The 21,149-nt window shown below is 55.0% G+C and carries 20 protein-coding genes; 13 read left to right on the top strand and 7 right to left on the bottom strand.

From position 1 onward, the window contains the following. Window positions 1-73: 73 nt before the first annotated feature. The 4 genes from QOL67_RS03410 to QOL67_RS03425 all read right to left on the bottom strand — a co-directional run bounded on the left by QOL67_RS03410 (window position 74) and on the right by QOL67_RS03425 (window position 4,436). Window positions 74-808: a metallophosphoesterase gene (locus tag QOL67_RS03410; protein WP_283424533.1), complete on the bottom strand. Its 735-nt coding sequence runs from the start codon at window positions 806-808 to the stop codon at window positions 74-76. After that, window positions 805-1,392 (bottom strand): ATP-dependent Clp protease proteolytic subunit, encoded by a 588-nt coding sequence (locus QOL67_RS03415; RefSeq protein ID WP_283424534.1) that lies wholly within the window; start codon window positions 1,390-1,392, stop codon window positions 805-807. The genes QOL67_RS03410 and QOL67_RS03415 overlap by 4 nt, the downstream gene beginning before the upstream one ends. Window positions 1,393-1,523: 131 nt before the next feature. Next, window positions 1,524-3,119 carry a phosphoglycerate dehydrogenase gene (serA, locus tag QOL67_RS03420; protein WP_283424535.1) on the bottom strand — a complete coding sequence of 532 codons (1,596 nt, stop codon included), beginning with the start codon at window positions 3,117-3,119 and terminating at the stop codon, window positions 1,524-1,526. Between the two features lie 168 nt (window positions 3,120-3,287). Then, the gene (locus tag QOL67_RS03425; protein ID WP_283424536.1) at window positions 3,288-4,436 is read right to left on the bottom strand and encodes a phosphoserine transaminase; all 1,149 of its coding nucleotides are present in this window, start codon (window positions 4,434-4,436) and stop codon (window positions 3,288-3,290) included. A 270-nt stretch (window positions 4,437-4,706) separates the two neighbouring features. On the opposite strand from QOL67_RS03425, the gene serB reads away from it, so the two are divergent. The 6 genes from serB (at window position 4,707) to QOL67_RS03455 (ending at window position 11,077) form a co-directional block, all read left to right on the top strand. Next, the gene (gene serB / locus QOL67_RS03430) at window positions 4,707-5,585 is read left to right on the top strand and encodes a phosphoserine phosphatase SerB (protein WP_283424537.1); all 879 of its coding nucleotides are present in this window, start codon (window positions 4,707-4,709) and stop codon (window positions 5,583-5,585) included. A 3-nt stretch (window positions 5,586-5,588) separates the two neighbouring features. Continuing rightward, window positions 5,589-6,347, top strand: a complete 759-nt coding sequence (locus QOL67_RS03435; protein WP_283424538.1) for a TSUP family transporter — start codon at window positions 5,589-5,591, stop codon at window positions 6,345-6,347. 316 nt (window positions 6,348-6,663) lie between these two features. Then, window positions 6,664-7,956 (top strand): polysaccharide pyruvyl transferase family protein, encoded by a 1,293-nt coding sequence (locus QOL67_RS03440; protein WP_283424539.1) that lies wholly within the window; start codon window positions 6,664-6,666, stop codon window positions 7,954-7,956. After that, window positions 7,953-9,308 (top strand): bifunctional cytidylyltransferase/SDR family oxidoreductase, encoded by a 1,356-nt coding sequence (locus tag QOL67_RS03445; protein WP_283424540.1) that lies wholly within the window; start codon window positions 7,953-7,955, stop codon window positions 9,306-9,308. The genes QOL67_RS03440 and QOL67_RS03445 overlap by 4 nt, the downstream gene beginning before the upstream one ends. Continuing rightward, a complete protein-coding gene (locus tag QOL67_RS03450; RefSeq protein WP_283424541.1) occupies window positions 9,298-10,557 on the top strand; it encodes a hypothetical protein in 1,260 nt (419 codons plus the stop codon). The genes QOL67_RS03445 and QOL67_RS03450 overlap by 11 nt, the downstream gene beginning before the upstream one ends. Before the next feature lie 205 nt (window positions 10,558-10,762). Then, entirely contained in the window at window positions 10,763-11,077 is a 315-nt protein-coding gene (locus tag QOL67_RS03455) for a YciI family protein (protein ID WP_283424542.1), read from the top strand. Window positions 11,078-11,100: 23 nt separating this feature from the next. Here the strand turns inward: QOL67_RS03455 and QOL67_RS03460 are convergent, their stop codons facing one another. After that, window positions 11,101-12,096, bottom strand: coding sequence for an asparaginase (locus QOL67_RS03460; protein ID WP_283424543.1), 996 nt, complete (start codon window positions 12,094-12,096; stop codon window positions 11,101-11,103). 170 nt (window positions 12,097-12,266) lie between these two features. On the opposite strand from QOL67_RS03460, the gene QOL67_RS03465 reads away from it, so the two are divergent. Beyond that, a complete protein-coding gene (locus tag QOL67_RS03465; protein ID WP_283424544.1) occupies window positions 12,267-12,800 on the top strand; it encodes an invasion associated locus B family protein in 534 nt (177 codons plus the stop codon). A gap of 118 nt (window positions 12,801-12,918) precedes the next feature. Further along, entirely contained in the window at window positions 12,919-13,545 is a 627-nt protein-coding gene (locus QOL67_RS03470; protein ID WP_283424545.1) for a Hint domain-containing protein, read from the top strand. Here QOL67_RS03470 and QOL67_RS03475 read toward each other — a convergent pair. Together QOL67_RS03475 and QOL67_RS03480 are read right to left on the bottom strand one after the other, a co-directional pair. Then, entirely contained in the window at window positions 13,529-14,221 is a 693-nt protein-coding gene (locus QOL67_RS03475) for a helix-turn-helix transcriptional regulator (protein WP_283424546.1), read from the bottom strand. The two genes, QOL67_RS03470 and QOL67_RS03475, sit on opposite strands and share 17 nt — an antisense overlap. Window positions 14,222-14,225: 4 nt before the next feature. After that, window positions 14,226-14,528 (bottom strand): hypothetical protein, encoded by a 303-nt coding sequence (locus QOL67_RS03480; RefSeq protein ID WP_283424547.1) that lies wholly within the window; start codon window positions 14,526-14,528, stop codon window positions 14,226-14,228. A gap of 164 nt (window positions 14,529-14,692) precedes the next feature. Between QOL67_RS03480 and rlmN the strand changes: the two genes are divergently transcribed. From rlmN to QOL67_RS03505, 5 genes are all read left to right on the top strand, one after another. Further along, window positions 14,693-15,892 (top strand): dual-specificity RNA methyltransferase RlmN, encoded by a 1,200-nt coding sequence (rlmN, locus tag QOL67_RS03485; protein ID WP_283424548.1) that lies wholly within the window; start codon window positions 14,693-14,695, stop codon window positions 15,890-15,892. 105 nt (window positions 15,893-15,997) lie between these two features. Further along, window positions 15,998-16,696, top strand: coding sequence for a Crp/Fnr family transcriptional regulator (locus QOL67_RS03490; RefSeq protein ID WP_283424549.1), 699 nt, complete (start codon window positions 15,998-16,000; stop codon window positions 16,694-16,696). 296 nt (window positions 16,697-16,992) lie between these two features. Beyond that, entirely contained in the window at window positions 16,993-18,666 is a 1,674-nt protein-coding gene (locus QOL67_RS03495) for a cytochrome D1 domain-containing protein (protein WP_283424550.1), read from the top strand. A gap of 107 nt (window positions 18,667-18,773) precedes the next feature. Continuing rightward, window positions 18,774-20,591 carry a NapC/NirT family cytochrome c gene (locus tag QOL67_RS03500; protein ID WP_283424551.1) on the top strand — a complete coding sequence of 606 codons (1,818 nt, stop codon included), beginning with the start codon at window positions 18,774-18,776 and terminating at the stop codon, window positions 20,589-20,591. A 59-nt stretch (window positions 20,592-20,650) separates the two neighbouring features. After that, window positions 20,651-21,070, top strand: a complete 420-nt coding sequence (locus QOL67_RS03505; protein ID WP_283424552.1) for a cupredoxin domain-containing protein — start codon at window positions 20,651-20,653, stop codon at window positions 21,068-21,070. Window positions 21,071-21,149 lie beyond the last annotated feature (79 nt).

The following is a 21,149-nucleotide window of genomic DNA, read 5'->3' on the forward strand; positions in this document are numbered from 1 at the left end:
AAAAGTGCCCCACTTGTATGGCAAGCCAAATTCAAAACACACACTTCGGTGCGCGTTTTTGCCATTGTAGCTGTTATGGATTTGGCAAAAGCTCTTGGCGACCTTCGGGCTGCAATGACCATACTCTGCCGTCCTCAAAAACTGCGGCTGAAACGGGTCGTCCGTACCCGGCCCCTGTGTCGAGGTTCACACGATTGCCGTGGTGTGAGGCGTGCTCAACAGGTGTGTGGCCATGCACGACCAGCCAAGGGTGTGGCTGTAGATAGGACAAAAAATCGTCTCTAATCCAGCACAGATCATCATTTGATTGGTCCGCCAAAGGCACCTCTGGGACGATACCTGCATGCACAAAGAGCAGACCCTTGCTTTGCTCAGTATATGGCAGCTTGGTCAGAAACGCGACGTGCTCTGCCGGCACAGTTGCACGCGCAGCGGCGTGGATTTCTGACAGGCGGGCTTCGGCACCAAAATGCAGCCCGTAAGAGGCCAGAGTTTCGCGTCCACCAAGCCGTTCGTGCAACCAATACAGGTCCGGTCGCAGGCGCATGTCTACGCGGGGGGATGGCTCCATAAAGTAGCGGAACATGCGGTCATGGTTGCCGTTCAATACGGTCCAGTTACGACCCTGTTTCAGCCCATTGAGCACAAAATCAATCACACCCTTGCTGTCTGGCCCCCGGTCAACGAGATCGCCCAAAAACACAACCTCTGCGTCAGGTCCGCCGTCAGCGACAATCTGGTCCATAACCTCTTCTAGTTTGTCGAGATAGCCGTGGATGTCGCCGATGGCGTAGATAGGAGACGTCATTTCAGCGCGTCTGCTGACTGAATGATGTTGCCGCATAGCCCGTAATCGATGGCTTCTTGGGCTGTGAGCCAAAAATCACGCGCCGTGTCCGTTGCGATTTTTTCCTTGGTCTGACCTGTTGCATTTGAAAAGAGCACATCAAACCGCTCGCGCATGATACGGATCTGTTGCGCCTGAATTTCCATGTCGGTGGCCTGACCGCCAATGCCACCAGAAGGTTGATGCAGAAGGAAGCGGGTGTTGGGCAGGCAAAAACGGTTTTCTGGCTTGGCGCCCACAAAGATCAGCGCCCCTGCGCTGGCCACCCAGCCGGTGCCAATGGTGCGCACAGTGGGTTTGATGAAGCCAATCATGTCATGCACCATGTCGCCGCTTTCCACGTGGCCACCTGGGGAAGAGATGAACATGTTGATGGGCGCGTCACTTTCCTCTGCCAGAGCAAGAAGATGAGTCACGGTACGCTGTGCCAGTTTGTCATCGATTTGACCGGCCACAATCACGTTCCGGCTTTGGAAAAACAGTTGCTCAACACGGGCAGGTGTTGGGGTGTTGTCTTCGGATTTCTCAAGCAAAGTGGTCATCATGATGCGGTCCTCGGTAACTGGCTTTGATCAATGACCACACTGTTCACTGCTCTGTCGGGGAGTGCAACCAATCGGCGAATGAAAAACGCCGCCCCAAAAGGAGCGGCGTTTCAGTTATTAGATGCCAGCGCTTAAGCGACGTCAAACACCAGTGGTTTGATTTGGCGGAACATATCGGTTTCAGCCAGTTTGGCGCGGGCGTCTGCTGGCACAGGTTCGTCCACATAAAGAAGCGCGATAGCCTCGCCACCAACATCTGCGCGGCCAAGGGTAAAGTTCGCGATGTTCACGCCGTTTTCGCCCAAGGTCTGACCCAGCGTACCAATGATGCCAGGCACGTCTTCGTTGGTGGTGTAGAGCATGTTTGCGCCCACTTCGGCGTCAATGTTGATGCCTTTGATCTGGATGAACCGTGGCTTGCCATCAGAGAATACGGTGCCCGCGATGGAGCGCTCACGTTTGTCAGTCACCACCGTCACTTTGATGTAGCCATCAAAGGTGCCGGATTTGTCCTGGTTGGTGGTGGAGATCTGAATGCCACGCTCTTTGGCCACAACTGGCGCGGAAACCATGTTCACGTCGGGGTTGGCCTTTTTCATGATGCCCGCCACAACAGCACAGTTCAGCGCAGCAAGGTTCATATCAGAGACAACACCGTCATACAGGATGTTGATGGCGGTGATCGGCTCGTCGGTCATCTGCCCGGAGAAAGAGCCAAGGTGCTCCGCAAGCTTGATCCATGGGCCCATGACCTTGGCTTCTTCCGCAGTCACGGAGGGCATGTTTAGCGCGTTTTCCACAGCGCCGGTCAGCAGGTAGTTGGACATCTGCTCAGCCACTTGCAGCGCCACGTTCTCTTGCGCTTCAGTGGTGGCCGCGCCTAAGTGAGGCGTGCAGACAACGTTTGGAAGGTTGAACAGGGCGTTTTCTTTGGCTGGCTCTTCTTTGAACACGTCAAAAGCTGCGCCCGCGACGTGGCCGGATTTCAGCAGCTCGGCAAGCGCTTCTTCGTCGACAAGACCACCGCGGGCACAGTTGACAATACGCACGCCCTTTTTGGTTTTGGCGAGGTTCTCGGCCGACAGGATGTTGGCGGTCGCGTCAGTGAACGGCACGTGCAGGGTGATGAAGTCAGCGCGTGGCAGCAGCTCTTCGAGCTCCACTTTTTCAATGCCCATTTTGTCAGCTTTTTCTTCGGACAAGAAGGGATCGTACGCGATCACTTTCATCTTCAGGCCACGGGCGCGGTCACAAACGATGCCGCCGATGTTGCCCGCGCCAATCACGCCAAGGGTTTTGTTGGTCAACTCGGTGCCCATGAACTTGGACTTTTCCCATTTGCCGGCGTGGGTGGATTCGCTGGCTTCAGGGATCTGACGCGCCACGGCGAACATCATCGCGATGGCGTGTTCGGCGGTGGTGATCATGTTGCCAAACGGCGTGTTCATCACGATCACACCTTTTTTGGAGGCGGCTTCTTTGTCGACGTTGTCGGTGCCAATGCCGGCGCGGCCGATGACTTTCAGGTTGTCAGCTTTTTCCAGAAGCTTGGCGGTCGCCTTGGTGGCGGAGCGGATCGCCAGACCGTCGTATTGGCCAATCACTTCGGCCAGCTTGTCTTTATCCTTGCCGAGGTCCGGCAGGAAGTCGACGTCGATGCCACGATCGCGGAAAATCTGAACGGCGGTTTCGCTGAGTTTGTCGGAGACGAGTACTTTGGGAGCCATGTGGAGCGTCCTTTGATGTCGGGGGCCGGGTGTGGCCTGAATGGGTTTGATAGGGTTGCGCCTGACCCTGGCTGGGGGCTGAAAGCGCCCTCCCGTCAAACTGAAAGTTTGCCTTCGGCAAAACGGAAGGGTCGGGCGCGGCCCGGCGTTGCCGCCGGGCAAAGGGTCTTACGCTTGCGCGGCGATCTCGGCCTCAAAGGCCCAGGTCAGCCATGGCAGCATGGCTTCAAGATCCGCAGTCTCAACTGTGCCACCGCACCAGATGCGCAGACCGGCTGGCGCGTCGCGGTAGGCGCCGATGTCCAGAGCGATGTTTTCCGCTTCCAGACGTTTGGCCACGGCCTTGGCAAAGGCTGCACCGTCCTGAATGCGGTCATCGGTGAACTTCAGACACACGGAGGTGTTGGAGCGTGTCGTGTCGTCTTCGGCCAGATTGGCGATCCAGTCGTTGGCGTCGCAGAAATCAAACACCGCTTTGGCGTTGGCGTCAGCCCGCGCGATCAGACCCTTCAGGCCACCTTCAGAGCGGGCCCAGTCCAGCGCGAAGAGGTAGTCTTCGACGGCCAGCATCGACGGCGTGTTGATGGTCGCGCCGGTGAAGATGCCTTCGATCAGCTTGCCGCCTTTGGTCAGGCGGAAGATTTTTGGCAGTGGCCATGCGGGGGTATAGCTTTCCAGACGCGCAACGGCAGCCGGGGAGAGCACGATCACGCCGTGGGCTGCTTCGCCGCCTAGTACTTTCTGCCAAGAGAACGTGGTCACATCCAGCTTGTCCCATGGCAGGTCCATGGCGAAGGCTGCGGAGGTCGCATCACAAATGGTCAGACCGTCGCGGTCATCGGCAATCCAGTCCGCATTTGGCACACGCACGCCGGAGGTGGTGCCGTTCCATGTGAAGACAACATCGTTGTTTTTGGTATCAACTGTCGCGAGATCAACGATCTGGCCATACTCGGCGGTTTTCACATCAGCGTCGATTTTCAGCTGTTTCACAACATCAGTGATCCAACCTGCGCCAAAGCTTTCCCATGCAAGCATTTCAACTGTGCGTGCACCCAAAAGGGACCAGAGCGCCATTTCAACCGCGCCGGTGTCGGACGCTGGCACAATGCCAATGCGGTAATCTGCGGGGATGCCCAAAACGTCGCGGGTGCCTTCGATGGCGTCCTTCAGCTTGGCTTTGCCAACGGCTGCGCGGTGGCTGCGACCCAGAGCGGCGTCGGCCAGTTTTGTGACATCAAATGTGGGGGGTTTGGCACATGGGCCAGAGGAAAAACGCGGGTTGGCCGGCCGCGTTGCCGGTTGCTGAGTAGCCATCAATGCTATCCTTACAGATAAATGCCTCTCGTTGGGGAGAGGTGTCCCACGGACCGAGATAGAAGGGATGCTGCGACTGCACAACAGGGAAAATGTGAGTTCCCGACAGTTTGCACATCAAAAGCGACGCGTTTTGACCACTATAGGAAACAAGCGGGCTCTTGAGGCGGGCATCTGATTGCACCGGTTACAATCCTTTGCTGGCGCAAGGCGGCTGGTCGTGGTCTATGCAGCGTCAACTCATCCCGCGCTGACCAACCGAGGACCTTGATGTTTACTGCCACGCTTCTGACTTCGCCAACTTCTGCTAATTTGGACCCCGCATTGGTCGACAATTTGCGCAACGCATGGGGTGGAGGTGATGCGGTTTGGCTGGCACCTGATGAGGCGGCGGAGTTTAGTGTGCCTGACATGCCGGATAATCGGTGGGACGTTTGGGCGGATTTGCAGCAGATGGGCGTGGACCTTGTGGTGGTGCCCACCGAGGGTCGCCGTAAAAAAATGCTGCTGGCGGATATGGACAGCACCATGATCCAGCAGGAGTGCATTGACGAGCTGGCCGATGAAGCCGGCGTGGGTGAGCGGGTAAAAGACATCACCGCGCGGGCGATGAACGGAGAATTGGGTTTTGACGGCGCGCTGACCGAGCGGGTTGGATTGCTCAAAGGTTTGAATGAAAGCGTGATTGGCAAAGTGCTGGCCGAGCGCATTACCTTTATGCCGGGAGGCAAAGCGCTTTTGGCAACCATGAAGGCGCAAGGCGCTTATGCGGCATTGGTATCGGGTGGGTTTACGGCCTTTACCGCCAAGGTGGCGAACGAACTGGGCTTTGATGAGAACCGCGCGAACACGCTGCTGGTCGAAGAAGGTAAACTGACCGGAGAAGTTGGGCGGCCGATCTTGGGACGCGAAGCCAAAGTGCGGGCGTTGAAAGATATCACAAAGCGTCTTGATTTGACCCATGACGACGTGATGGCCGTTGGGGACGGGGCCAATGACCTGGGCATGTTGGGATTGGCGGGGGCTGGCGTCGCGCTGCATGCCAAACCATCGGTGGCCGCTGAATGTGACATTCGCATCAATCACGGTGATCTGACGGCGCTGCTCTACATTCAGGGCTACGCCAAATCTGACTTTAAAGGGCTCTGAACCGTGTTGGAATTTGGACTTGAAGGACTGCTGATCCTTTTGGCAGCTGGGTTTTTTGCGGGATTTGTAGATGCGATTGCCGGGGGCGGTGGGTTGATCACTCTCCCGGCGTTGATGATTGCCGGTGTACCCCCCGTGGCGGCGCTGGCGACCAACAAAATCCAAGGCATGTTTGGGTCGGGCACAGCGGCCTATTCCTACGCTAGAAGCGGCCTGGTGAACCTGCGTGAGCAGCTTTTGCCAGCTGGGCTTGCCTTTGTCGCCTCCTTGGCGGGGGCCTTGCTTGTGTCGGTTCTGCCGACAGATTGGATACGTTTAATCCTGCCGGTTCTGCTGATCGGCATTGCCTTGTTCTTTGCCTTTCGCAAAGATCCGGGCGACATGGACAAAACAGCACGGCTGTCACCACTGGCCTTCACTTGGACTGCGGTGCCTTTTGTCGGGGGTTATGACGGCTTGCTTGGACCTGGAGCCGGTAGCTTTTACATGATCGCATTTGTGGCGCTGGGCGGCTACGGCATCCTGAAGGCCACGGCCCATACAAAGCTGTTGAACTTTGCCTCAAATGTGGGCGGCCTGGCTGGGTTTGTTCTGGTGGCGGAACCGCTTTGGGCTATTGGTCTAGCCATGGGGGTGATGCAGATGTTCGGTGCTGCGCTGGGCGCAAAAATGGCGATGGCAAAAGGGGCAAAGCTCATCCGACCTTTGTTGGTGGTGACGTCAATGGTGTTGGCGCTCAAGCTGCTTTGGGATGTACTTTGAGACCGGCGGAGTAGTCAGTTAGGCGCCACTGGAAAGATGCTTCACTTCGGCGGTGCAGTTTACTCCGGTTGGATTATAGATTTTCTCAAATTTTAACTTTAGCTTAATGCTCGCTTTTTAGGAAAAGAACTGGGACCAAGGGCGCACATCTGTGACGTTTTTAGGTTCAGTCTTGTCAAAGGGTGGGCAGCCACAATTTTGACCGGCACTCCGACTGGCAAATTAACGACCGCTTGCGTTGATAGGTCAACCACATTATGTCAAATTCAACCCCTTGAGCGGGTGGGAAGAACGCAGTTATCCAAGGCTATTTCATATGACCCGTATTCTGATGCGCGGCGGTAAATCCCCGTTTAATTATGTCTCCTATGAAGACACGCTTGCCAAAAACACGCTGGGTACCAACAGCGGCAACTTGATCTTCGCGGAATCTGTCTGGCGCAGCCTGTCGACCAAAGACACCACGCTTGCAATGAATGGCTATTCAGCCAACCCCAAGCGCGCAGCGGAGGTCAATGCCAATTACGATGTGCTTGTCCTGCCTTTTGCCAATGCGTTCCGCACTTCCTTTTTGGCCCATCTGCGCAACTTCACTGCGCTGATCGAAAAGCTGGATATTCCTGTAGTGGTCACCGGTGTTGGCGCGCAGGCTGGTCTTGACGCCTCTCCCGAAGCGATTGCAGAAATGGGCGACGACGTCCGAGCTTTTTGTAAGGCAGTATTGAAGCGTTCTGCTTCGATTGGGGTGCGCGGCGAATACACCTATGAGTTCATCAGAAGTCTTGGCTTTTCGGATGATGAGGTCGACATTATTGGTTGCCCATCAATGTTCTATTATGGCCCTGAATTTCCGAAGATAAAAAAGAGACGGAAGCTGTTGAAGTCTCATAAGGTGTCGATGAACGTCTCACCTTATGTACCTGGTATCGGTAAGATCTTTGAACGGAACTATAAGTACTACAATTCACTTACTTATGTGCCGCAGAATAACGAAAGCCTTGATCAAGTGCTCTGGGACGGAAAGTTTCTTCCCAAATTTGGCAAGGTTTTTCCAAAAACCACGGATCACCCAATGTTTGCAGAAGACCGCATTCGTATGTTTATCGACACAAAGACGTGGCTGGATCATCTGCGCAATTATGACTTTGTTTTTGGCACCCGCATTCACGGTAACGTAATGGGGCTGCTGGCGGGTACCCCGTCATTTGTGCTGGCGCATGACAGTCGGACGTTGGAGTTGGCCCGTTATTTTGAAATTCCGCATAAGCCGATGACGGATATCACGACCACCGTAGTGGCACACCAGCTATACAAAGAGGCCGACTACGGGCCGCTGCAGAAAAATCACAAGACCCGGTTCGATACATGGATCTCATTCCTTGAGAAGAACAACTTACGCCATATCTACCAAGACGGCGAAGACAAAGGTGCTGCGTTCGCACGTGACCTGGCCTCGGCTGAGTTCCCTGGTGAAATGCCCACTCTGCCCAATCAAACAGCCGAACATCTACAACAGCGCTTGCTGTGGCAATCCAATAACACCCGCGGCAGACTCAGTAAATTAGAGGCGCAGATGAAAAGTCTCTCTAAAACGGTGCTGGGCAAATGAGTGCGTCAGCTTTTATCATCCTTGCCGGCGGGTCTGGCACACGATTTCGGTCTGAAAAGCCAAAGCAGCTCGCAATGCTGGCAGGCAAGACGATCCTGCATCACACGTTGGAGAACGTTGCGGCTTGCGAAAGCGTTAAACAGATCATTCTAGTCAGCCGTGGCACGATCTTGGAAGAGGCGAAAAAAATTGTCTCTGACATTGCACATCCTTCCATCAAAATCGTCGAGGGTGGCGCAAACCGTTTGGAATCCACTCGTGCCGGCCTGATGGCCGTTGACGGGCCGGCTGCAACAAAGGTTTTGGTGCATGACGGCGTGCGCCCGTTTATCAAACATGATGTGATCAACTCGTGCTACAGTGGCCTTGACACATATGACGCGGTTGATGTGGTGATCCCCTCTTCTGACACATTGGTTGAGGTGAACCCAGAGGCGGTGGATCTGATTGGTCAAATCCCACGCCGAGAAGCGTTCCGCCGAGGGCAAACGCCGCAAGGGTTCTGGCTCGGTACATTTCGCCAAGTGATTGACGAAGTGCCCGATCTGGCCGCCGCCACTTTTACCGATGATTGCGGTATGTATCTGGCCGCTCGTCCCGAAGCGACGATTGGCTTGATCGATGGGGATGAGAGCAACATCAAGATTACCCACCCGATTGATTTGTTCATGGCTGAGCAGTTGATCATGACTGGGCAGACCGGGGCGCAAGCCCGGGAGTCCGATGTTGACGTTTCTGCGATGAACATTGTGATCTTCGGGGCCAGCTCTGGCCTTGGAGAAGATGCGCAGGTCTATCTTGAAAAATTGGGCGCAACTGTCCATGGCGCATCTCGCGGCACGGGCTGTGATATCTCAAAGGCTGCCGACGTTGCCAAAACGCTGGAGGTCGCTGCTGCCAAAGGTCCAATTGATGCGGTGATCAATTTTGCCGGGGTTCTGCACATTGGCAAACTGGCCGAGATTGAGCCGGGCGATCTGGAACGGGTGGTACAGACCAATTATATGGGCGCCCTCAACATTGCGCGCTTGTCGTTTGATTACCTGAAGAAGTCGAAAGGTCAGCTGATGTTGGTGTCTTCGTCGTCTTATTACCGAGGCCGCAAAGACTACGCGGTGTATTCTTCCTCCAAGGCGGCGGTTGTCAATTTGACTCAAGCGTTGTGCGAAGAATGGGCGCCTGAGGCTGTGCGGGTGAATTGTATCGTGCCACGTCGCGCAAACACACCGATGCGTCATGCCGCCTTCCCCGGCGAAGATCCAAGCACGTTGCTACAGCCAGAAGAAGTGTCTTTGCAGGTTTTGAAGCTGCTCAAGTCGCCGGATTCCGGAATTATCAACCATGTTTACTAAGTTTGTAAAAAAGGTCGGCCGAAAGTCTGCTAACACCTTTGTTACGCGTCAGAATGCACCGTCTGTCAAAAAGGTCACTGGGCCATCTGCATCGGTACGGTCTGTCTGTTTCCACGCTGTTGCAAGGAACGAGACGACGCGGGACACGGTCCTGCCGGATGTAGAATACGTGGTCTATTATGGCGAAAAGAATGCGGTCAGCCACTACGACATGTGGAACCCGGTCTTTGCGAAACGTCCTGGATCATATGTGTCGATCTTTCGCTTTTCTGCAAGCTGGTGGGAAGTGAATGAAGACGCGGACATCTACCCAATCTCACAGATGGCCCAAATCGAACCGCTGTTTGCACGTATGCCCAATCTCAAAGCTGTGTTCTATCCGGCCAACAACGGTGTGAACATGCAGGCCGTGCGCAATACGGACTTAACCCATGTGTTTCTGGGTCATGGAGACAGCAATAAGGCGTCCAGCGCCAACAAGTGTTTTCGTCTTTATGACGAAGTTTGGGTGGCCGGTCAGGCGCACCGCGATCGATTTGATCGGGTGTCAGGAGATTTTTCTGGCGTGAAGTTCCCCATTATCGGCCAACCATGGATGCGAGATTGGCTGAAAAAGCTGCCCACCTATGACTTAGCCGAGCGTAACCAGTGGGGTTATTTTCCGACTTGGCGTGGCTACTATGCGAATACCAATTATTCGTCACTGGATTTGACAAGAAAAGTGGCGGCGGAGGCTCAGGCCTGTCTGGGTGAGAATGCAGCTGGATTCTTAAAGTTGCACCCTTGGTCTGCGCCTGCAGATGTGAAATCGGTGTCCCGGATTGTTGCTGATGACCAGGCTTCTCGCCAATCTGCGCTGGATGAAGGGGATGACAGTGGAGCCCGCAAGTTGGGGCTTCATGTGCCTGACCAATCAACGCAGCTTCGCGACATTCTGAAAAAGCCACTTCGCTTTGTGATCTGTGATATCTCTGCTGCGGTGACGGAATGCCTTTTTATCAACGTTCCAGTCTTTCTTTATTACCCACAGCCACCGGCGCTGGTTGCTGAAGATTTTGAAGAGCAAAATGCGTTCTGCTATCTCTATCGCAACGCAGATGAGCTACGCGCGTTGCTGAAGCGGGTGATCACGGACGGTAACGACTATCTGGCCAACGAACGCGAGCAGGCCATGAACAACCGTGTTGATCTAGAACGGACCAAAGACGGTCAGTTTTACAAAGAACTAGACCGTCTTCCCAAAATCTAAGTTGTGCGTTTGAAAGACGCGGTTGCCCTAGGGATCCCGGGCATCCTTGCGGCGATGCCTGTTGGGGATCGCTGGCAAACCAGTGACCTGAGTGGCACTGACGACTAAAACGCTAAATTATGGTATCTTGGGATGCGCGTGGCTTATTTCACTGCGCGCACCTGAGGGCTTTCATGACCAATTTTGTGTCGAAAGGAGACGTACCATGCCCAAATTTATGTTTATTTATCACGGTGGCGGACGACCGGAGACGTCGGAAGAGGGTGAAAAAGTTATGGCCGCCTGGACAAAGTGGATGGAGGGCATCGGCGAGGATTTGGTGGATGGCGGCAACCCGGCAGGCATGTCCAAGACCGTCACCGTGCATGGCATTGGGCATGACGGCGGCGCCAATCCGGTGTCGGGGTACACGTTGGTCAAGGCGGCCGATATGGAATCCGCCTGCGAGATCGCAAAAGGGTGCCCAATTCTGGAACACGGAATGGGCACCGTGGAAGTGGCCGAAGCGATAGAGATGTAAGGCGGTTATGAGCCGCCTTTTGGTTAGCTCAGAGTTGAAGCCGCGCGCATTACCCCAGTTTGCAAGCCATCCCAATTACGGATCGGTGCATCGAGGTATTTTTGCGCCTCGGGGTGCTTGGGGTCGAGCACGCCCAGTTTCACCAAAATGGCGGCCAGAGCGTTTTCTGACGCACGGGTGGCACCATCGATGATTTTTAGAGCCACGCCCAGCTTTTGTTCCGGCAACATGGCGACAAAATAGGCCTCCGCCCCAGTTTTGATGGCCACCGAATGTCCCATCGCGCGCATCAAGTTGGTGCAGGCGCGGCCCTCACCAGCGACATATTCAGGGTGTTTTGCCATAGCAGTGCGCAAACGAGCCGCGGCCGTTTCGCGGGTGCCATTGCCTTCGCGAGCAGCTGCGTAGAATGCCATGGCGCGGGCCATGCCTTTGAGCGTGCTGGCGTGGTTGGGAGCGGAGCAACCATCGATGCCGTAGCCAGTGCTGGTCTCATGGGTCAGCTCTTCGTGTGCAGCAAGCACAGCCTTTTGCACGGGGTGATCCATGTCGGTGTAGTTTCCACCCGCGCCAAGATGTTTGGACAGGGTGAGGAAACCGGTGTGTTTGCCTGAGCAGTTGTTATGCACACGGCACACCGGGTCGTTGCAGCGGATCAACGCGTCCCGGATGCCAATGTCGCGCGGCTCTTGTGGGCCGCAGATCAGATCCTCATCGCCAAACCCTTGAGCTGCCAGCCAAGCGTTAACCATGTCGTTGTGAATGGCTGAGCCATTGTGCGACGCGCAGGCTAGGGCCAGATGTTGCTCTGACAAACCCGCTGCATCAGCTGCGCCGCTCTCCACCAAAGGCAGGGCCTGGATCATCTTGGAGGAACTACGTGGCAGCACAATTGCGTCGGGATCACCCCAAGCATGCACGATGTCCCCATCTGCATTACAGACCACCGCATGGCCGGAATGCATGCTCTCCAGGATGTCTCCTCGCCAGATTTCGGTCATAGGCACGGCTTTGGTCATAGTTTCTCTCGCAATTGTTGGCAATTTTGTGCCAACGGGTCTTTCGCGTGGCAACAAATATGGGCTAAACTCTGCGTATCGCGTATAACAAAGTCCAGCCCACTTCAAATGGTGCAAAGCCAACGGGCGGACGACAAGAGGCAATACACAGCTTGGAGGCTGTAAAGAGCATGACATCACGTTTGGTGAAAGCGCTGGCCGTGACCGCAACTGCGGTTTGGGGTGGTATGGTATCGGCACAGGCCGCAAGCGAAAATCAGGTCAACGCTATTACCGACTGGAGCGTCTTTGAGCACAAAGACAGCAGCAAGCGGGAATGCTGGGCGGTGAGCACTGCCAAAGAGAGTGTGAACACACGTGGCGGACAGGTTGTTGCGGTGCGCCGCAGTGACATCCTGTTGCTCGTGTCATTTGTGCCAACTTCTGATGTCGCTGGCCAGGTGGGCTTTACCGGCGGCTATCCTTTTGCGGGTGGCTCAACAGTGGATGTGACCATCGATGGACAAGCCTTTGTGATGATCACAGATGGGGAGTGGGCGTGGCCTGCCTCATCTGGCGATGATGCCAAGATGGTGGCTGCGATGAAGCGCGGCGCGGATGCGACGTTTAATGGCCGCTCGTCACGTGGCACCAAAACCAGTGACACGTTCTCCTTGCGTGGCTTCACAGCCGCCGTAGAAGACGCTGAGAAACGCTGTAAGTAAGCGCTCCGGATCAACTGGAGCAGGGCCTCTGCCAAGGTCCTTAACTGCCTGACATTGCCACCATGGGGGAGGCTGATCGGATCAACCGGTCAGTGCATCAGCCATGGGAGAGCAGACAATGGCACAGGCACAACAGGCAGAGACGCGGATTAACGCGCATGACATCACAGATTTGGATTTGAGCTGTGTGGCGCGCGGCACCAAGATTGCCACACGTCGCGGTGAGGTTCTTGTCGAAGAGCTTCAAGCTGGCGACGAAGTGGTCAGCCGTGACAAAGGGCTGGCGCCCGTGCGCTGGATTGGCCGTTTGGATGCCTCCAATGCACCGGTGAAAGTACCTGCAGGTGCCATGGGCCGTCGCGTACCGGCGCGAGATTGCTGGCTGTCACCAGATGCGCGGCTTTGGATGCAAGGCGCGGAGTTTGAGGCTGCGTTCACCAGCCGTGAGGTGTTGGTGCCGGTGAAAGATCTTGTTGGCTGGCGTGGGATCCAAGAAGATCCCGAGGGGCCGTCGGAATACTTCCTTGTGCTGTGTGATACACCCAGCGTGGTGATTGTCGATGGCATGCAGGTGGAGATGCGCCATCCGGATGCGAGGCTTCCGCTGTTTGATAAGGTGCAGGCGGATGAAATGGCCGACCTGTTTCCGGAGTTGCTGGCCTTGGACACGAAGTCCGACAAATGGCGCCGCCGCTTGGACAAACATGAGGCATCGCAAGTCACAGAGGTCAAAAAGCGGGCCTAACTTGGCTCAAACGCTTCAAGTAGTCTATCAGCGCCTTGCCGGGTTCAATATCGAACCTGTCACCAGGGATCAGGGTTTCGTTGATCCGGTCCACGCGGAAAACGCGAAAGTCATCACGGGTCTCGCACCAGCCGGTACAGGTCCAGGCGCGGCCCCAGTACTCCATTTGCAAAGGCCGAATGCGACGACGGCTGTGGCTGCCGTCAAGGGCCGTATAGTCAATGAGCAGCGTCAAGTGTTCGCGTATCGCGCGGCGTATGACCGGCATATTTCTAAAACTTGCCGCGACCTCTGGGGCCGCGAAGATCTCTTTTCCAAACCCATCAAGCGCGCCAAACATGGGTTCCGGCATGGCTTGATCAATCTTTGTCAGAACGCGTGTGGCCGCGTCCTGCAGCTCTGCATCCGCTGTCTGCCGTACCAGCGCAGCGCCAAGGTGCAGCGCTTCGAGTTCGGTCTGTGTCAAAGCCATGGGGGGCATAAACACCGGCGCCCGCAAAATGTAACCCACTCCACGTTCACCTTCGACCGGAATGCCAGAGGCCACCAAACTGTCCATGTCCCGGTAGATGGTGCGGACCGACACTTCCATTTTGCCCGCCAAGTCAGACGCCTTGTGCAGGCGCCCATCTCGCAGAACTTGGATCAAATCAAACAGTCGGTCGGTCCGGCGCATTTTGTTAGGTGCTGCCCTTGATGGTGTAATGGGTCATGCTCATGGAACTTTGATCCAGAACCGCCATAAGGTCCATGAGTTCCGGATAGGTTTCCGGATCAAACGTAGCAGCAGCGGCATGGGCGTGTTCCAGGCTTTCCCATTCGACCTCGTCGATCCAATCCCCTTCCGCCGTGGTTGCGATGCGCCGCCGTACAAAACCGGGTTGGGCTTTGGCAAAGCTTTGGGATTTCTCCCAGGCGGCCACAGCTTGCTCTGGCTTGGCGGTGGCATTCAGACGGTAGCGTACGATTTCAATGACAGACATATGGGTCTCCTATGTGGTCTGTGAAGATGCGTCTTTTCTTGCACAGGCCAACTGACAGGGTCTGTCAGTTGGATTTGGTGTTAAGCCCGATTTCTGGCATTATTTGCAAAACGCCTCAGATGGTGTATCTGCACCGCTTGAATTCCCAGATGAGTCCCGTAGCCATGAGTACCTCCGCGCCAATCACGCAGGACGTGATGACCATTCCCCGCAAGCTGCCTGAAGGTGGCAAAATCAACCTAGTTGGGTTGACGCGAGAAAGGCTGCGCGATGTGCTGATTGAAAATGGGACCAAGGAAAAACAGGCCAAAATGCGTGTTGGTCAGATCTGGCAATGGATCTATCAGTGGGGTGTGCGTGACTTTCACGAGATGACCAACCTGTCCAAGGCGTATCGTGCTGAGTTGGATGAGATCTTCGAAATTTCCATCCCAGAGGTGATCACCAAACAGGTTTCTGAGGACGGCACACGCAAGTATCTGGTGCGCATCGCCGGTGGCCACGAGGTTGAGGTGGTCTACATTCCCGAAACGGATCGCGGCACGCTGTGCATCTCTTCGCAAGTTGGCTGTACGTTGACCTGTTCGTTTTGCCACACTGGCACCCAAAAACTGGTGCGCAACCTGACGTCCGCGGAGATCATTGGCCAGTTGATGATGGCACGCGATGATCTGGATGAATGGCCAACACCAGGCACGCGCACCACTGAGGACAGCCCACGCCTTTTGTCCAACATCGTGCTGATGGGCATGGGTGAGCCACTCTATAATTTTGACAACGTACGCGACGCGATGAAGATCGCGATGGACCCGGAAGGCATCCAGCTGTCTCGCCGCCGCATCACCTTGTCTACGTCCGGTGTGGTGCCGGAAATTGCCCGCACAGCAGACGAAATTGGCTGTCTTCTGGCAATCTCGTTCCACGCCACCACCGATGACGTGCGAGATATGTTGGTGCCGATTAACAAGCGCTGGAACATCGAAGAGTTGCTGCAAGCGTTGTCGGATTACCCCAGAGTGTCCAACTCTGAGCGGATCACCTTTGAATATGTGATGCTTGATGGCGTGAATGACAGCAAAGAAGACGCGCATCGTTTGGTGGACTACATCAAGCGGTTCAACATTCCGGCCAAGATCAACCTGATCCCGTTCAACGAATGGCCAGGTGCACCGTATAAGCGCAGCTCCAACAACCGCATTCACGCCTTTGCCGACATCATTCATGCGGCAGGTTATTCCAGCCCGATCCGCAAACCGCGCGGCGAAGACATCATGGCGGCCTGCGGGCAGTTGAAATCTGCCACTGAGCGTGCGCGAAAATCGCGCAAGCAGATTGAAGCGGACGCGGGTGTCACGCGCAACTAGTTTGCACAGCCACTAAATCTACATTGTCTTCGTATGCTTGGCTTACTTGCAAAGCTGCGTGAGAACGGCGTATCCCTCTTGTAGGGGACACTTTGGAGCCAGCGAATGCAGCCAGAATACAAGGCCATAGCCCGTCAGTCATTATTGTTCAGCAGCATGCCGGAGGAGGATTCCGAAATGCTTCTGGCCAATGCGCACGTGACTGAATACGATCGTGGGCAGACAATTTTTTTGCAGGGCGAAAAAGCCACGGCAATCTTCATTGTGGTCTCAGGCTGGGCCAAACTGTATCGCATTGCGCCCAGCGGCACCGAAGCTGTTGTGGGTGTCTTCACGCAAGGCCGTAGCTTTGGCGAAGCGCTGGCGTTTCGCGGGGACGTCTATCCAGTCTCTGCGGAGGCGGTCACGTCTCTCAAACTTATGCGGATTGAAGCCGACGATTATTTGCGCCGCATCCGGGAAACACCTGAGGCCGCGATTTCGCTTTTGGCATCCACGTTCCGGCATTTGCACAGTCTTGTTGGCCAGATCGAAGCGTTAAAGGCGCGGACCAGTGCCCAACGGGTCGCTGAGTTTTTGTGTGAGCTAAGTAATGCGGAAGAAGGCCCCTGCGAAGTTGTTCTGCCGTATGACAAAATCCTGATTGCAGGGCGTTTGGGCATGAAGCCGGAAAGCCTGAGCCGTGCGTTTGCACGTCTAAAAACCGAGGGTGTGCAGATCAAACAGAACCTTGCGAAAATCGAGGATATCGAACATCTGCGCGTTTATTGTGAAGAAGATCCCGCACAGGCTTGGACTCGCTGAGGCCTGCAAGCGAATCCTTGGGTGGAATCGCGCACGAGGTCGGGAAATCTGCATTTCAGGCGTATGATTTTGGGAGCGCAAATTTCTCCATTTGCGAGACTATCTGCAAGGAAAAACAACTTTAGCGGGACGCTAAAACATGTGTGAAAAATAGACTTTTTTCGTTCAAACGATTGTATTTAAACAATTAAAGCAATTCCCTCTCACTTTCGTGAATGCTGTTGACTAATGTCAAGTTGGTGACACCCGCATAGGCGCATTGTCCGCCTGCCTCACCAAGCAAACGGAGAGTGATCATGTCACTTGGAACCACCCAAAAAATCCGCAATTCGCTCGGGATCGGCCTGGCCATGATGCTCGGCAGCGTTGCTGCACCTGCATTCGCCGAAGGCCCAACGCTTAGCGAAGAAAAATTCGAAGCATCAAAGCAGCTGTATTTCGAGCAATGTGCTGGCTGTCACGGTGTGCTGCGCAAAGGCGCCACCGGTAAGAACCTGCAGCCTGTTGTGAAAAAGAAAAACGAAGATGGTTCCGTCACAGAGACGGGCACATTGAAGCTGGGCCAAGAGCGCCTGGAGAAAATCATCGCCTGGGGTACTGAGGGCGGTATGAACAACTTCTCGGACATTATGACCGAGGAGCAGATCAAAGACATGGCGACCTACATCATGATGGATCCGCCAAAACCACCGGAAATGTCTCTTGCACAGATGAAAGAGACCCGGAAGGTTTATGTCGAAGAAGCTGATTACCCAACCGAGCCGCTTCACGGCCGTAACTGGGAAAACTTCTTTGTCGTGATCGAACGTGACGCCGGTAAAGTTGCTGTCATCGACGGCGACACCAAAGAAGTTCTGGTTCACATCCCGACCGGCTACGCCGTTCACGTGATCAAAGCTTCTGAGCACCACTCGATTTCCGAACCTGAGAACCCTGGCCGCTTCTGGTACACCATGGGTCGTGACGGCAAGATGACCAAAATCGACCTCTGGCAGACCCCAGACAAGATGTTGGTTTCCGAAGTCAAAGTTGCCTATGACGCACGTGACGTGGCTGTATCCGGCGACGGCAAGTACATCATTGGTGGTGCTTACTGGCCTCCACACTTCGTGATCTCCGACGCTGTAACCATGGAACCGCTGAAAGTGGTTTCGACACGTGGTGTGAACACCGAAGGTGACTATGTAGAAGAAGCCCGTGTGGCCGCGATCTACACCACTCCACACGAGCCAACCTGGTTGGTTGCCGTGAAAGAGCTGGGCCAAATGTGGCAGGTCGACTACTCGGATCTGGACAACCTGCGTATCGACAAGATCGACACTGCTCGCTTCTTGCACGACGGTTTCTTTGACCCAACAGGTCGTTACTTCCAGATCGCTGCAAACGCATCGAACCAGATGGTTGTGGTTGACAGCAAAGAGCGCAAGCTTGAAGCGATCATCGACACCGCCGCACTGCCGCACCCCGGCCCCGGCGCCAACTGGAACGATCCGAACTGTGGTCCTGTGGCTGGTACAACCCACTTGGGCGTAGGCACCGTGACTGTTTGGGGCAACGATCCAGAAGGTCACCCTGACCAAGCGTGGAAAACTTGCTACGAAGTTGAAACTGACGGCGCTGGTCTGTTCATCCGGACACACCCGAACTCTGACTACTACTGGGCTGACCAAACCAAGCACCCAGAGCCAGAGATTCAGCAGTCGGTACAGGTCATCAGCAAGGAAACTGGTGAGATTGTGAAAACAATCCAGGTGACTGACACCCCAGGTACTGCCGCTGTGCACTTTGAGTTCAACGCTGATGGCACCGAAGTTTGGGTCTCCAAATGGAACATGTCGGACTCGCTTGAGCCAAACGGTGAGATCGTAATCTACGACGCCAAAACTCTCGAAGAGATTGGCCGCGTCAAAGGTCTTTACGCTCCAACTGGTAAGTTCAACGTCTACAACCGTTCGAACCACGTCACTTAAGGGTCGACAAAAACAAGCCAAGAATAGGGGCGGGCCAAGCGCCCGCCCCTTTGTTTTCCGCCGGTCCGAATAGAGGGACCGACCCACAGCCAAAACGGAGCATGGACATGTCAAAGTCCGATGACCAAGAGCCAAAAGCCCCAATTTGGCGCCGCTATTTTATATGGGGAATGCCGCTTGCCGGTATCCTAGGCGTCTTTGTGGCCGGCATTGTCTTCTGGGGTGGTTTCAACACCGCCATGGAAGCCACCAACAGCAAGGAATTTTGTGTTTCCTGTCACGAAATGGAAGATTTTGTGTATCAGGAATACAAAGGGACCATTCACGATGTGAACCGATCCGGTGTGGGCGCAGTCTGCTCAGACTGCCACGTGCCGAAGGATTGGACCCATAAGATCATCCGCAAAATCAAAGCATCGCGCGAAGTCTGGGGCAAGATCACGGGCACCATCAACACGCCAGAAAAATTTGATGCCAAGCGTTTGCATTTGGCGATGAACGAATGGCAGCGCATGAAGAAAACCGACTCGATTGAGTGCCGGAACTGTCACGATTTCGAAAGCATGATGCCGGAGTTTCAAAAACCCCGTGCCCGTCAGCAGCACTTGAACGCGATGAAAACCGGACAGACCTGTATCGATTGTCACAAAGGCATCGCGCACTCAAATGTACGGGATCGAGCTGACGAGGAATATCTGGAAGCGCTGGAATCGCCAAATCCCGACTTTATCCGCGAAGTTCCGGCGGCCTATTTGGAAAGCCTTGCCAAAATCGAAGCCATCGAAGCCGAAGCGGATGCTGCCAAGAAAGCCGAAGCTGCAGCCATTAAAGACAAGCTAAAAACTGCTGTTGCCGCAGCGCGTGCTGATGAGCGGGCCAAGGTGGAAGCTGAACTGGCCTCTGTTGCTTCCGGTAGCACCGAGAGTGCAGCTGCGCCAGCCGGTGACACAGTGGGCGCCAATGTGAATTGGGATGGCCTCGACGGTACTGACCTGACCCTGTTCTACCCAGGCCAGGCTTCCTTTGAGTGGGTGCAAAACGGCGGTAGCCACGGCGGCGCACGTCCGCTCACCAAAGGTGGCGATCAATGTACAACCTGTCACGCCAAAGAGCTGGAAACGATCGGCAATAAGATCGTCGCTGGTGGCGGTGGTAAAAAAGACGAGCTTGAGCCAACCCCAATTCCTGGCAAACGCGGTACGATTGATGCCACGTTGCAAGCGGCGCATGACGGTGAAAACGTCTACTTCCGTCTGCAATGGGAAGACGCAGGTCACAACCCGGCACCCTTTGTGGATGGCGGCAAGATGGATCCGGACAACCAGATCAAAGTTGGCATGATGATCACCGGCACTGGCATTGAGCTGGGTGAGCAGGTTGGTTGCTGGGCGACTTGCCATGCAGACAACACCTACATGCCGTTTACGCCGGATGCTGCTGGTTTGGCGGAAAATGGCGACGCTGTTGCACGTCTTGGTGTCAGCGACTCGATCACCAAATACCTGACCGAGAGCCGCACCAAAGTGGAAGTCAAAGGCCGCCGTGGTAAAGCGCAGGGTGGCTGGGCCAACCTGAAGGAGCCGGGCGAAGTTGAGCAACTGCTGGCAGACGGCACATTCATGGATCTGATGCGCGTCTATGCCGACGGCTCTTCTGAGAATGGCTACCTGCTGGAAAGCCGGACCGTAAACGAAGGTGAGATGGCTGGTGAAGCAAGTCTGTCCGCTGACGGCACTTGGACTGTCACCTTCTCCCGCCCTCTGGTTGGTGGCGCAGGGGATGTCGCTCTGGAAGCAGGAAAAACCTACACGGTTGGGTTTGCGATCCACGATGACTATTCGGATGCCCGTTTCCACCATGTCACGCTCAATTTGGGTCTGGCATTGGACAGCGCTGATGCTGACATCAACGTTGTAGGTCAATAAAGTCAAAAGCGGCGGTCAAGATAATGGCCGCCGCTTTTCCGTTTCATTAGGAAGGAAGTATGATGTTTACGCGGAAAACCGCTCTTATCCTCCCCCTCATGGTCGCGCTGAGCGCGGCTTCTTCTGCTTTGGCAGATACGGACACCAGTGCTCTCTGTACTGAAGCCGAAGAGCGCTATGTTGAGATGTTTGGTGCACCGTCAGCCGATGCCGACGGTGTGGTTGTTGTAAAGATGTACAAGTACAACTTCTGCCCGGCGGAGCTTACGGTACCTGTGGGCACCACTGTGCGCTGGGCTAATGTTGATAAACGCACAAGCCATAGCGTGAAAGTACCGGGAGCGCCGGAAAGTGACCGCGCATTCCCAGAGGAGGTGATCGAGTTCACTTTCTTGACAGAGGGGGATCAGGATTATCTCTGTGGCCCCCACTGGGAGACACAGAAGATGATAGGGATGATTACTGTCGTCGCAGAGTGACAGGCTAAAAACCACATTTTCAATTGATGTTTTTGTCAATGAAATAAGGCGTCTCAAAAATGGGGCGCCTTAGCATATG

It is taken from the genome of Shimia sagamensis (assembly GCF_900182745.1).
Lineage (GTDB): Bacteria > Pseudomonadota > Alphaproteobacteria > Rhodobacterales > Rhodobacteraceae > Shimia > Shimia sagamensis.